The organism is Paenibacillus sp. LK1 (assembly GCF_002750415.1).
GTDB lineage: Bacteria > Bacillota > Bacilli > Paenibacillales > Paenibacillaceae > Paenibacillus > Paenibacillus taichungensis.
On the sequence record NZ_PEII01000009.1, the window covers coordinates 322,557 to 335,519 of the forward strand.

The 12,963-nt window shown below is 46.3% G+C and carries 13 protein-coding genes and 1 other annotated feature; all 13 genes read left to right on the top strand.

Translation table 11 applies throughout. The features are described from left to right. Window positions 1–53 precede the first annotated feature (53 nt). The 13 genes from CS562_RS21165 to CS562_RS21225 all read left to right on the top strand — a co-directional run bounded on the left by CS562_RS21165 (window position 54) and on the right by CS562_RS21225 (window position 12,602). Window positions 54–1,304, top strand: coding sequence for an Rne/Rng family ribonuclease (locus tag CS562_RS21165; protein WP_099858129.1), 1,251 nt, complete (start codon window positions 54–56; stop codon window positions 1,302–1,304). A 56-nt stretch (window positions 1,305–1,360) separates the two neighbouring features. Next, window positions 1,361–1,445 (top strand) — a sequence feature (ribosomal protein L21 leader region). 14 nt (window positions 1,446–1,459) lie between these two features. After that, complete coding sequence (gene rplU / locus CS562_RS21170; RefSeq protein WP_062328098.1) at window positions 1,460–1,771, top strand: 50S ribosomal protein L21; 312 nt, start codon at window positions 1,460–1,462, stop codon at window positions 1,769–1,771. Window positions 1,772–1,784: 13 nt separating this feature from the next. Beyond that, window positions 1,785–2,114, top strand: coding sequence for a ribosomal-processing cysteine protease Prp (locus CS562_RS21175; RefSeq protein ID WP_063568124.1), 330 nt, complete (start codon window positions 1,785–1,787; stop codon window positions 2,112–2,114). A 23-nt stretch (window positions 2,115–2,137) separates the two neighbouring features. Continuing rightward, the gene (rpmA, locus tag CS562_RS21180) at window positions 2,138–2,449 is read left to right on the top strand and encodes a 50S ribosomal protein L27 (RefSeq protein WP_024633959.1); all 312 of its coding nucleotides are present in this window, start codon (window positions 2,138–2,140) and stop codon (window positions 2,447–2,449) included. Window positions 2,450–2,600: 151 nt separating this feature from the next. Beyond that, on the top strand, window positions 2,601–3,338 hold the full coding sequence (locus tag CS562_RS21185; protein WP_063568125.1) for a Spo0B domain-containing protein: 738 nt from the start codon (window positions 2,601–2,603) through the stop codon (window positions 3,336–3,338). A gap of 17 nt (window positions 3,339–3,355) precedes the next feature. Continuing rightward, complete coding sequence (gene obgE / locus CS562_RS21190) at window positions 3,356–4,666, top strand: GTPase ObgE (protein ID WP_076290769.1); 1,311 nt, start codon at window positions 3,356–3,358, stop codon at window positions 4,664–4,666. Window positions 4,667–4,899: 233 nt separating this feature from the next. After that, window positions 4,900–5,337: an ACT domain-containing protein gene (locus tag CS562_RS21195; protein ID WP_024633956.1), complete on the top strand. Its 438-nt coding sequence runs from the start codon at window positions 4,900–4,902 to the stop codon at window positions 5,335–5,337. Between the two features lie 94 nt (window positions 5,338–5,431). Beyond that, window positions 5,432–6,718 carry a homoserine dehydrogenase gene (locus tag CS562_RS21200; protein WP_076290955.1) on the top strand — a complete coding sequence of 429 codons (1,287 nt, stop codon included), beginning with the start codon at window positions 5,432–5,434 and terminating at the stop codon, window positions 6,716–6,718. Window positions 6,719–6,844: 126 nt separating this feature from the next. Further along, on the top strand, window positions 6,845–7,915 hold the full coding sequence (gene thrC / locus CS562_RS21205; protein WP_099858130.1) for a threonine synthase: 1,071 nt from the start codon (window positions 6,845–6,847) through the stop codon (window positions 7,913–7,915). Further along, window positions 7,912–8,880, top strand: a complete 969-nt coding sequence (thrB, locus tag CS562_RS21210; RefSeq protein WP_099858131.1) for a homoserine kinase — start codon at window positions 7,912–7,914, stop codon at window positions 8,878–8,880. Before thrC ends, thrB begins: the two co-directional genes overlap by 4 nt. Beyond that, the gene (gene pheA / locus CS562_RS21215; RefSeq protein ID WP_076290767.1) at window positions 8,877–9,758 is read left to right on the top strand and encodes a prephenate dehydratase; all 882 of its coding nucleotides are present in this window, start codon (window positions 8,877–8,879) and stop codon (window positions 9,756–9,758) included. The genes thrB and pheA overlap by 4 nt, the downstream gene beginning before the upstream one ends. Window positions 9,759–9,897: 139 nt before the next feature. After that, window positions 9,898–10,782, top strand: coding sequence for a branched-chain-amino-acid transaminase (ilvE, locus tag CS562_RS21220; RefSeq protein ID WP_076290954.1), 885 nt, complete (start codon window positions 9,898–9,900; stop codon window positions 10,780–10,782). 194 nt (window positions 10,783–10,976) lie between these two features. Further along, window positions 10,977–12,602, top strand: a complete 1,626-nt coding sequence (locus tag CS562_RS21225; protein WP_099858132.1) for a LysM peptidoglycan-binding domain-containing protein — start codon at window positions 10,977–10,979, stop codon at window positions 12,600–12,602. The last annotated feature ends 361 nt before the right edge of the window (window positions 12,603–12,963 follow it).

Here is a 12,963-nt window from a genome sequence, read left to right on the forward strand (position 1 = left end):
CAAAGTTACAGAATGGATGTGGATGAATTGAATTGTCTTCTAGAGGTGAAGCCATGAAACAAATGATTGTACATAATGAACATAACCTCATGCAAATGGCGCTTCTGGAAGAAGGCAAAGCTGTAGAATTCATGGCAGAGCGTACACGCGAGCGTGGACTGCTGGGTTCGTATTTCAAAGGACGGGTAGTGAACGTGTTACCAGGTATGCAAGCTGCTTTTGTGGATATCGGTCAGAAAAAGAATGCTTTTCTGTATGTGGACGATGTGTTGCATCCCAATCTGGAGAAACAACCCAAAGTGAAGCCTTCAATTTCGGAGCTGCTTCGTCCAGGTCAGGATGTAATCGTCCAGGTCCTGAAGGAGCCAGTAGGAAGCAAGGGAGCCCGGGTGACGACTCATTATTCGCTGCCGGGCCGCTGGCTTGTCTACATGCCTTTAGCGGACTATGTGGCCGTCTCCAAAAAAATTGCCCGTGAGGGTGATCGATCCCGCCTCAAAACGCTGGGTGAACAGCTGAGACGGAACGAAGAGGGGCTTATCATACGAACCGTATCCGCAGAGGAACAGTGGGAAGCCATTCAGGCCGACCTGGAAACATTACGTGAGCAATGGCGTCTGATTCGTGAAAAAGCGGATAGTTTGCCTTCACCAAGCCTGTTGCATCGAGACCACAGTATGGTTCAGCGGATCATTCGTGATGTGTATACGCCTGGCAGTGATGAAGTCATAACGGATAATGAAGCACAAGCCCGTGAATTGAGTGCTTTGCTGGAGGAAATCTGTCCAGGCCATCAACCTAAAGTACAGGTGTATAGGGGAGAAGAATCAATTTTTGCTGCTTATAGAGTGCAGGAGCAGTTAAACAGGGATTTCGCCCGTAAGGTATGGCTGCCTGGTGGCGGCTATATTGTCATTGATCATACCGAGGCGCTCACTGTAGTCGATGTCAATACAGGCAAGTACACGGGAGCAGGCGGTGACAGTCTGGAAGAGACCGTAACGGAAACGAACATGCAGGCAGCGGTTGAGATCGCCCGTTTAATGCGTCTTCGGGATATCGGCGGCATGATTATTGTGGACTTCATTGATATGGAGGAAGCGATGAACCGGCATGAAGTTGCGGCAACGCTGGAAAATGAACTCAAGAAGGATCGAACCAAGGCTTTTGTGATGGGTTGGACCAAGCTGGGGTTGCTCGAACTTACCCGTAAGAAGGTACGAGAAGAGAGCACGCTCCCTTACGTGGAGCCGTGTTCTTCCTGTCATGGGACAGGCAAAAGATATATTTCGCCGTTGCATTGATTTTTAGTATGGTTGGTGGTATAATCATCAGGTATGTGTTTAGCCTATTGGTCTTGCACATGCTGTAACCGCACTGGCCGGGTACAAGAACAGTTCCGCAAGGACACTGTCACCTGAGACCGGGCGAGTCTGAGACATGAGGAGGTGCAAGGCAAATGTACGCAATTATTGAAACAGGTGGCAAACAGTACAAAGTCCAAGAGGGCGATGTTCTGTTCATCGAGAAATTGACTGCGAACGATGGCGAAAGCGTAACGTTCGACCGTGTCCTGGCTGTATCTAACGATCAAGGTTTGACAGCAGGTACACCATTGGTTTCCGGAGCAACTGTAACGGCTAAAGTGGAGAAACATGGCAAAGGACAAAAGGTTGTTGTATACAAATACAAACCTAAAAAGAACTACCATGTGAAGCAAGGTCACCGTCAACCGTATACAAAAGTAACTATCGAAGCAATCAAAGCGTAAGAAGGTGCGATAAGTGATTATCGTTCAAATCTTTCGTAATGATGACGGGAGCATCGATCGTTTCTCCATCAAAGGGCATGCTAATTTTGCCAAGCGGGGAGAAGACATCGTATGTGCCGGGGTATCCGCTGTTACAGTGGGTACGGTGAACTCGATTGAAACACTGACTGGTGTCGAAATGGACGCCAAGATGAAGAATGGCTTTTTAAGCGCTTCTTTACCGGTGCTGGAGAAAGACGGAACTTGGTCCCAGGTACAATTGCTACTCGAATCCATGGTGCTTATGCTCACTGATATTGCAGAGTCATACGGAAAGTATATTCAGATAGAGCAAGTCAAATAATTAAAGAAGGAGGACAACCAATCATGTTGAAATTAAATCTTCAGTTATTCGCATCGAAAAAAGGTGTAGGTTCCACGAAGAATGGTCGTGACAGTAACGCACAACGCCTTGGCGTTAAACGTGCTGACGGACAAACAGTAACTGGTGGTAGCATTCTCGTTCGCCAACGCGGAACGAAAATTCACCCAGGTACTAACGTGGGTATCGGTAAAGATGACACTTTGTTTGCGAAAGTTGACGGCGTTGTGAAATTCGAACGTTGGGGACGCGATCGTAAAAAAGTAAGCATCTACCCTGTGAATGTTGCTCCAGTAGCAGCTGCAGTAGAAGCATAATATCGGCATTCCGCCTAAGGAGCCTTCGGCATTTTTGCCGGAGGCTTTTTGTATTTATAGGTTATTCGATAATGAACTGGCAGAAAAGACATGTTATACTTGGTTACGGTGGGGTTTAAACCAACCGAGTTTTGTAGAACGGGGAGAAGCCATGAAATCTTGGAAAAGAGTGCCCTGGATTGCGGCATGTTCACTTCTGATTCCTTTGGTTTTCGTTATGCTGTATCCAGTGATTATTTCAATTGCTGTATACGCATTGTGGTCCGTCGCGGTGCTTTTTGTTTCTGTGAATGTGATGAAGAGACAGGCAGAGGCGGAACGCAGAACCATCATACAATCTATGGAAAAGACAGCAATTGCATCATTAAATCATCATAGGCATGATTGGATGAACGATCTTCAGGTATTGTATGGATATCTTAGACTGGGCAAACTTGATAAATCAGTGCAATGTGTGGAAAGAATAGTAGAGCGGGTTAACGAAGAAAGCCGAATCTCCAGATTGGGTATTCCTTCACTCGTATTTTATCTTCAATCTTTCCGGACCAGTGGAGTCGCTCTGGAATTGCATGTGGTCGTAGAGGAAGAGTTGCAGCTTAGTGCTCTGGTCTCTCCCGAGGATGGCGAGTCGCTTACGGGGGCGATTGCCGATGCGATTCGAGCCTATCAATATGGCGGCGGCCGGTCGTCTTGGGGAGAGGTTCGCAAACTGACCTTGAACTTCGGACAGGATCACGGAGATGTGGTTGTCCGGCTGGATGGGGATCAAACACCCGATCCGGAAACATTGCGGCAGCTCAATGCCGTACTCAAAGGAAAAAAAGTCAGAACGGAGCAGCTTCCGTCTGAGGATACGTTTATACAATTCAGAATGCCTTGCGGAATATAGGAAGAAGGGGTTAACCAATGTTTGTAGATAAAGCGAAGATTTATGTGAAAGCCGGAGACGGAGGGGACGGAATTATTTCGTTTCGTCGTGAGAAGTATGTACCGAACGGCGGACCTGCAGGGGGTGATGGAGGCAGAGGAGCTGACATCATTTTCCGTGTGGATGAAGGTCTGCGTACGTTGATGGATTTCCGTTACCAGCGTCACTTCAAGGCCCCTCGTGGTGAGAAGGGACGTAATAAAAGTCAGCATGGCGCGAACGCTGAGAACATGATTGTACGTATTCCACCTGGAACCGTCATTTTGGATGAAGACAGTGGAGAAGTACTGGCTGATTTGACGCGTCATGGTCAACAGGTTGTTGTTGCTCGTGGCGGACGGGGCGGACGGGGAAACATTCGTTTTGCCACGCCTAACAATCCAGCGCCAGAACTGGCCGAAAATGGCGAAGAAGGTCAAGAACGTTACATCGTACTTGAGCTTAAGGTCATGGCAGATGTCGGTTTGGTTGGTTTCCCAAGTGTCGGGAAATCCACACTGTTGTCTGTTGTTTCGGCAGCCAAGCCAAAGATTGGAGCATATCATTTTACAACCATTACTCCTAACCTGGGTGTTGTTGGTGTGGGTGAAGGTCGCAGCTTTGTTATGGCCGACTTGCCGGGCCTGATTGAAGGTGCCCACGAAGGTATTGGGCTTGGACATGAGTTCTTGCGTCACGTAGAACGTACACGCATTATCGTTCATGTCGTTGATATGTCTGGTTCAGAAGGACGTGATCCGTTCGAAGACTGGCAGAAAATCAACGAGGAACTCAAATTGTACAATCCTGTCCTCGCTGAGAGACCACAAGTTGTAGCAGCGAATAAAATGGACATGCCGGATTCCGAGGCTAATCTGGAAGAGTTTTTGCAGAAGGCTCGTGAAGTTCAACCGGATATTGAAGTTATGCCTATTTCGTCCCTGACACGGAAAGGGATTCAAGAGCTCCTGTATCGTGCGGCTGATCTGCTGGATCAAATTCCGGACGAGCCAATGGTTGAAGAAGTTGCTGACTTATCTGAACGCAAAGTATACAGCTTGGACAAAAAAGAGGACGATGGCTTCCGTATTGTACGGGAGAATGAAATCTTCGTTGTCGAAAGTGCCAAGATTGAACGTATGATGAAACGGATGCAGCTGAATTCGCATGAAGCGATTCTCAAACTGGCGCGTACATTGCGTCATATGGGTGTGGATGCGGAACTGCGTAAACGCGGAGCTGAAGAAGGCACCATTGTGCGCATTGGCGACTTTGAGTTCGAATTTGTGGAAGGTAGCAGCTACTATTAAGATAGAAGTGCAACCTTTACGAATATAAAGGCTTAAAACATATACGCAGAGTAGTGGGAGATAACCCGCTGCTCTGCGTTTTTTTTATATTTCCTTACCTGCACGTGGGATAAACTTGTATACTGTTAGGAATAGTTTTTCAAAAATAGACATGTGAGGTATTGCCCTTTTGAGATAGATCCTATATAATGTCCACTATATGAATACATGAGTCTTTGAGGAGAGGACGTTCTGTGAATGAACGCTATTACTTAGTACGGGAAGACATTTTGCCAGAGGCTGTGGTGAAGACCATGCAGGTAAAAGAACTGCTAGCTTCCGGGGATGTCAAAACAGTCCATGAGGCGGTTGAACAGGTTGGATTAAGCCGGAGCGCTTTTTATAAGTACAAGGATGGCATCCATTTGATCAATCAGCTTGAACGGGAGCGAATTGTAACGATCTCCATTGATTTGGAGCATCAGTCAGGGATATTGTCTCGTGTGCTCGGACATGTAGCTGGTTATGGAGCCAACGTGCTAACCATTAATCAGAGTATCCCGCTCCAGGGAAGAGCCAATGTCGTCATTTCAGTGGAGACATCACATCTTCATGGGGAAATCGGAGAAATGCTCGATCGGATGCAGGATATGCCCGGAGTTCGACGCACGCGCATTGTTGGCCAAGGCTAATTAGACGTTAACGTAAAACGTTTAGGAATAAGATCTATGTATGGTTAAATCGTTCAGGGGTGAAGGAGAAAAAGACATTGGGGGTAGATCGTTAGTGAAACCAGTAAAAGTGGGACTGTTGGGTCTGGGCACGGTGGGTACTGGGGTCGTTCGCATCGTGGAAGGAAATCAGGAGGATCTGAGCAGTCAGGTTGGATCACCGATCGTTATTGAGAAGATTGCAGTGAAGAATACGGAGAAGGATCGTGTCATTGCTGTAGACCGTGCCAAGCTCACTGAAGATCCTTGGGAAGTCATTCGTCACCCGGATATAGATGTTATCGTGGAAGTTATGGGCGGCATTGATCAGACCAAAGAGTACATCCTTGAAGCACTGGAGCGGGGCAAGCATATCGTAACCGCGAACAAGGATTTAATGGCTTTGCACGGTTCCGAGATCTTGGCCAAGGCACAGGAAAAGCAATGTGATGTATTCTACGAAGCGAGTGTGGCTGGTGGCATTCCGATCATCCGCACGTTGATTGAAGGTTTCTCATCCGACCGGATTACCCGCATTATGGGGATAGTGAACGGAACAACGAACTTTATTTTGACCAAAATGAGCCAGGAAGGTGCCTCATATGAAGAGGTTCTGGCAGAGGCTCAAGCACTCGGATATGCAGAAACCGATCCAACTTCGGATGTCGAAGGACTCGATGCAGCTCGCAAAATGGCGATTCTGGGTACTTTGGGCTTCCGAACCAATGTGGAACTGAAAGATGTGACCGTTAGGGGGATTACTTCCGTAACCCGTGAAGATATTACGTATGCCAAAAGACTTGGTTATGAAATGAAACTGCTGGGTATCGCAGATCGTCGAGATGATGAGATCACCATAAGTGTTCAGCCGACGATGGTAAGACAGAATCATCCAATTGCTTCCGTCAATGGCGTGTTCAACGCAGTGTATGTACATGGCGAAGCTGTAGGTGAGACGATGTTCTACGGTGCGGGTGCAGGCGAGCTTCCGACGGCAACTTCTGTAGTAGCGGATATCGTGGCTGTGATCAAAAACCTGAAGCTGGGTGTGAATGGTCTCAAAGCGATTGTGCCTTATAAACAGAAGCGTCTGCAAAGTGACGAACACATTATGTCGAAAAACTTTATTTTGCTGCATGTGGATGACAAGGCAGGGGTACTGGCGCAAATTACCCAAATCTTTGCTGAATACGAAGTCAGCCTGGCTTCAGTTGTGCAACAGCCGAACGAACACAACCCAGATGCTGAGATCATCATTGTTACGCATAACGCTAGCAAGGCAAGCATGGATAAAGTATTGAAACACTTTGAATCACTTGCTGTCATTCGTCGCATTAAGAGTGTGTACCGGGTAGAAGGATAACTCGCCCCCAAATTCCGGTTTGAATTTCAGGTCTAAGCTAAGTTTAAGATACACGCCTAACCATATTGAGGTATGCAATCATATTAATCATATTCGGATTATTAACGACAAAGGAGTTTACCCACAATGAGATATCAAGGATTACTGCAAACGTATAGAGAACACCTTCCGGTTAATGAAAACACGCCCCTGCTTACGCTTCATGAAGGAAACACACCCCTGGTTCATGCGGAGAATCTGTCTGAGGAGCTTGGATTGAATTTATATTTCAAATATGAAGGTCTGAATCCGACTGGTTCATTTAAAGATCGCGGAATGGTTATGGCTGTTGCTAAAGCGATGGAAGAAGGCAGCCGCACGATCATGTGTGCATCGACAGGTAACACTTCAGCGGCTGCAGCAGCCTATGCGGCTCGTGCTGGTCTGAATTGTATTGTTTTGATCCCGAATAACAACATTGCGCTGGGTAAACTAGCTCAGGCTATAATCTATGGAGCTAAAGTTATTGCGATTAATGGCAACTTTGACCGTGCATTGGAAATTGTGCGTGAAATTACAGCCAAGCATCCAATTACGCTCGTGAACTCCGTGAATCCGTTCCGGATTGAAGGACAGAAAACGGCTGCGTTTGAAGTCATTGAACAGCTTGGTCAAGCACCTGATGTACTTGCCATTCCAGTGGGCAACGCAGGGAACATCTCGGCTTACTGGAAAGGATTCAAAGAGTATAAAGAAGCAGGCAAATCGAACTCCCTGCCACGTATGGTTGGTTTTGAAGCGGAAGGCGCAATGGCAATTGTCAAAGGTGAACCGATCCTTGAGCCTGAAACCGTAGCAACGGCTATTCGAATTGGTAATCCTGCAAGTTGGAAAACAGCTGTAGCTGCAGCTGAAGAGTCTGGCGGACAGATTAATTATGTAACTGATGAAGAAATTCTGACAGCATATCGTACGATCGCCGCTCGTGAAGGGATTTTTGCTGAACCTGCATCCGCTGCTTCCGTTGCTGGTGTATACAAACTGAAGAGTGAAGGATACTTTAAAGGTGGAGAGACTGTGGTTTGTGTTCTGACAGGACATGGTCTAAAAGACCCTAATATTGCAATCAAAACGGTAGCGACTGAACCACTTGTTGTGGAAGATTCTGAAGAAGCGGTTATGGCGGCAATTGCACAATTGGAGCAACAATCCGTATGAGTTTGAAGCAAAGGGTAACTGTTAAGGTACCTGCAAGTACAGCCAATCTGGGTCCAGGGTTTGATACCCTGGGCATGGCATTGTCTCTGTATGCATGGCTTGAGATGAAACCGGCTGAGCAGACAACATTCCATTTACATGGAGATCATCTGACGGGTTTGCCAACAGATAAATCCAATTTGTTATATGAAGTCGCGCAGATGGTCTTCAACGAAGCCGGAATCTCCGTGCCGGAGTTGGAGATTTCCATGTATTCCGATATTCCGCTTACTCGGGGACTGGGAAGCAGTGCATCCGCCATCGTGGGCGCGTTGGCTGCTGCTAATGCTTTAATAGGCACTCCTTTATCTGATGCCAAACTTCTGGACATGGCTACGTCGCTGGAGAAACATCCGGATAATGTAGGAGCTTCACTATATGGAGGTATCATTACAGCAGCGTGGGATGGCAGTCGGGTAGACCATATTATCATTGAGCCGCATCAGGACTTGCAGACGTTGGTCATCGTACCGGACTTCGAGTTGTCCACTTCGAAAGCAAGAAATGTAATTCCACAGCAGTTTGACAAGTCTGATGTCATTCACAACATAAGCAGATCATCCTTACTCGTTGCAGCTTTGGCAAGTGGGAGATTGGACATGATTCAAAAGGCGATGTCTGACCGAATTCATCAACCTTACAGAGCATCCTTGGTACCCGGTATGGCTGAGATCCTGGAAAATGCGGTCAGTCATGGAGCCCTGGGGGCTGCATTGAGTGGAGCCGGACCTACCGTTTTGACGTTGGTAGATCGTCATGATACTCGTAAGCTCGAACTGGAGCAATATTTGATAGACACAATGAGCCGTGAAGGCATCACTGCTTCTGCATTGTGGTTGGATCCGGATCTGGACGGTGTTACCGTACTGCCTGATCAAGATGAAAGTCCGTTTATGGACAGAGTTAAAGGGGAAGTTAACGCATGAAACGAATTGCAGTATTACCTGAAGGTTCAGTTTCCCATGAAGCAGTAGATTTTCTGTTTAATGGGGAGCCTTTGGAATTGCTTCATTCCAAGCTGATTTCTGATGTTTTCCGGGCTACGGATAGTGGGAAGTCCCAGTACAGTGTCATACCCATTGAGAATACGATTGAAGGCTCTGTTAGTTTGCATATGGACTGGCTGGTTAACGAAGTTGATATTCCGATGCAAGCAGAATGGGTTTATCCATCCATCCAGAATGTCATTGGACATGGCTCCGAGTTCAGGGCAGAGAGTGGTGAATATGATTTCGGGAAAATTACGAAGATCATGTCCCATCCTGTAGCGATTCCGCAGTGCCAGAATTTTATTCGCTTACATTCACCTGGAGCAGACCTTGAGGGTGTAAACAGTACAGCGGAAGCTGTAGAAATTGTGAAAAAAAACCCTGGCAAAGGCTGGGTCGCGATTGGCACCAGGCTGGCTGCACAGAAGCACGGTTTGGACATTATGGCTGAACGGGTTACCGACCATGACAACAACTATACTCGTTTTGTGCTAATAGGTCATGAACCTGTTCAGATACCACGAGAGCCTGATCATGTAAAAACCAGTTTGCTTGTTACATTGCCTGAAGATGCACCGGGTGCATTACATCAGGTGTTGTCGGCTTTTGCCTGGCGGAAGCTGAACCTGACCCGACTGGAATCTCGTCCAACGAAGAAAAGGTTGGGGAGTTATTATTTTTACATTGATGTTGAGGAAAGTGCAGATTCGGTATTGCTTACCGCAGCCATGGCTGAGATTGAGGCTTTGAATTGTCAGGTACGTATTCTTGGCAGCTATCCGTGTTATACATATCCTTCGTTGAAAACGACCTGAATCAGGACGTACATTGTTGAAGGTTGTCATAAGACTGGGTAAAATGAGCAAGAAATAGCTTGTCATTTGTTGTACAATGAACGAGATAAATGTAGTTTCGGAATCTAGGAATGGAAATTTTATGGAGGTGCAGTCATCGGTGTCAGAACAATGGATTTATTTGGATGGTCAATATGTGACCAAAGAGAACGCAACCGTTTCGGTATATGATCATGGATTTTTGTATGGAGACGGTATTTTCGAAGGTATTCGGATTTATAACGGTAACATTTTCAGATGCAAAGCGCATTTGGATCGTTTGTACGATTCAGCTAAATCCATCAGTCTGAACATTCCGCTGTCTTATGATGAGATGCTGGAAGTGATGGCTGAAACGGTACGTCGCAATGATATGCGTAACGGTTATATTCGTCTGATCGTTTCACGTGGACCTGGTAACTTGGGTCTTGATCCGCTGCGCTGCCCGAAAGCGTCCGTAATCATCATTGTAGAGCAACTGGCAATCTATCCGGAGGAAGCGTATCTTACTGGGCTAAAAGCCGTGTCTGTATCCCAGCGCCGCAACATACCGGACGCATTGAATCCAAAGATTAAATCATTGAACTATCTGAACAACATTCTTGTTAAAATTCAGTCTAACTACTCAGGTGCTGGTGAAGCGATTATGCTGAATTCCCAAGGTTACGTTACTGAGGGTTCAAGTGATAACATCTTCATCATCAAAAATGGTGTAGTTTATACGCCACCTTGTTATCTTGGTGCATTAGAGGGAATTACACGTCAGGCCATTATCGATCTGTGCGGTGAGCTGGATCTTGAATTAAAAGAAGTTCCATTTACGCTACATGATGTGTACATTGCCGACGAAGTCTTTTTCACTGGAACAGCTGCAGAAGTTATTGCTGCTTATGAGGTGGACGGCAGAACGATTGGAACGGGTGTTGCAGGTCCTGTAACCTTGAGGCTGCTGGAAGCATTCCGTCAAATTGTCGACAAAGATGGTTACAAAGTTTGGGAAGATTAATTGGAACGAACTGAATAGGGAAGCAGGAAATCCTTCTTGTCTCAGAAACTCAGCATACCTGAAGTATGCGGTTTTTAGGGCGAGGAGGATTTTTTTTGCTTAGTTGATGTCATTGGCCCAATTTCTGCATAGGATGTAGTAACGGTATGGGCGAATGCACTGCCCAAGTATCACGTCTAGGAGGTTAGTTCCAAGTGAAAATACACATGGTGAAAAAAGGCGACACATTATATCTGCTGTCCCAAAAATATAATGTAGCGTTGGACAAAATTATCGCAGCTAATCCGCAAATTTCTAATCCTGACAAGTTGGAGATCGGCATGAAGGTCAAAATTCCTGCGGAGCCTGTAACACCAAAGCCAGAAGGCGTGTTGCACAGTCATAAAGTCCAGCAAGGCGATTCATTATGGAAGTTGTCACAGGCTTGGGGAGTTCCGTTGAAAGATATGATCAATGCGAACCCACAATTGAAAAATCCTAATGCTCTTCTTGTAGGGGAGACCGTGTACATTCCATCAGCGAATGCACCAGGGAACACGGCTTCAGAAAATGGTACATCACCCAATGTTGCTCATGAGAAGCTGTCTCCTGAAGGGAAGGAATACACGGGAGTTAAAGAAGAAACGGCTCCAGTCGTACCAGTAGTCCCAGTGCCTCTACCAGCACCTGTACCGGAAGTCTCCAATACGGTTCCGGCTCCTGTACCTGCAAATCCGGTCGTACCTAATATCAAGCCAGAAGTGGAAGTGTTACCACAGTTACCTGAAATTCCTGAAGAGAAGCCGCAGAAGGAAGCTCAGAAGAAAGAAAATACCAAATCCGAAGTGCAATTAAAACCGATAACTGAAGCGCCGACGTATACGATGCCTAATATCTCACCTGAAGTCCTGCCTTTACCTGTAATACCTAACAACACGGAATGGCCTACAGAAGTAGCTCCTGCGACCAAAGCTCCATGTGGTTGCGGTAGTAAAATGCTGCATGCTCCTGCCGAGCATCCATATGCCCAAGTTCCTGTACCTGCACAAGAGGTATACACTACTCCACAAAACATGTATACGGCTGGGGCGAACGACAATGCTACATTCCCAGGTATACCTGAAGTGAGTCCGTACTCCATAGGTCATACATCCAACATGCCTTGGACCGGCACGGAGTATAATCATAACAACGTTATGCCGAACGTATCTGCTGAGATGCAGAACAACTCATATCCGATCGCTCCATCAGGTCAAGTGAACAGCCCATACCCTCCATTTGCAGCCAATGAGCATATGAACCACCAACCGCCTCATATTTCTCCCTACTCTATGCTTCCGTACCCGCCATGTGGATGTGGCAACCATCACATGCCCAACCATCAATACGCACATCCCTCACATAACTACCAGAACCCAGCGTGGGGCACATACAATCCTTATGGGATGCAACCTGAAATGACCACATCCATGATGCCTAATCAGCCATTGGAGTATGCCTACCAAAATCCATACCCTACTCAGAACATGGTGCCGCCGTCTCCATTAGGTGCATTTGGTGAACTGTATCCTCCACAAGGTAAGGGGGAAGGCAAAAAGGGTGGACGTGACGAGGCTAACTTAAGCCAGTCTTCTACAGAGAGTGAGACTGAGTTCAATCTGGATGCTAAGCCCAAACAAGCAGCCAAAACAGGAACTGCGAAACGCAGAACAGCCAAACCTGCTGCCAAAGCTAAATCTAAAGTATCTGTATCCGGGAAACAATCAAGAGAACGCACAGGGATAACCACTAAACGTAGTTCTGACAACAAAAAGCGTAGAAATCCCTGGATACAGCAATAACACTGTAAAGTAACGGAAAACCGTAAATCTTCAAAAGGTCGACTCTGAGAAGAGCCGGCCTTTTGAGTTTTTGTATGGAGAGTAGGGTAATCCTAATGCAGTATGGAAGTGCCACGCTTGTAAGGTTCTTTAGTAGATATCAAGAAAGAAAACTCTTAATGTGGATTGAATTGTTGGGGAATAGAGCTCCAAATTCGCTAAAGTTTTTAGTGGGGCACTGGGGGCTTAGAATCTATTAAAAGTTTTTTCGAAAAAACTATTGCATTGGTTTCATCAGTATGATATATTATTTAAGTCGCCGCTGAAACATAGCGTTGACAACGAAAAGAGTAACACAAACAAGTTTGATCTTTGAAAACTG

Excerpts from the sequence above, each read along its gene's own strand:
- pheA (WP_076290767.1), top strand. The coding sequence starts at position 8,877 with ATGAAACGAATTGCAGTATTACCTGAAGGTTCAGTTTCCCATGAAGCA.
- rpmA (WP_024633959.1), top strand. The coding sequence starts at position 2,138 with ATGTTGAAATTAAATCTTCAGTTATTCGCATCGAAAAAAGGTGTAGGT.
- thrB (WP_099858131.1), top strand. The coding sequence starts at position 7,912 with ATGAGTTTGAAGCAAAGGGTAACTGTTAAGGTACCTGCAAGTACAGCC.
- CS562_RS21165 (WP_099858129.1), top strand. The coding sequence starts at position 54 with ATGAAACAAATGATTGTACATAATGAACATAACCTCATGCAAATGGCG.
- thrC (WP_099858130.1), top strand. The coding sequence starts at position 6,845 with ATGAGATATCAAGGATTACTGCAAACGTATAGAGAACACCTTCCGGTT.
- rplU (WP_062328098.1), top strand. The coding sequence starts at position 1,460 with ATGTACGCAATTATTGAAACAGGTGGCAAACAGTACAAAGTCCAAGAG.
- obgE (WP_076290769.1), top strand. The coding sequence starts at position 3,356 with ATGTTTGTAGATAAAGCGAAGATTTATGTGAAAGCCGGAGACGGAGGG.
- CS562_RS21185 (WP_063568125.1), top strand. The coding sequence starts at position 2,601 with ATGAAATCTTGGAAAAGAGTGCCCTGGATTGCGGCATGTTCACTTCTG.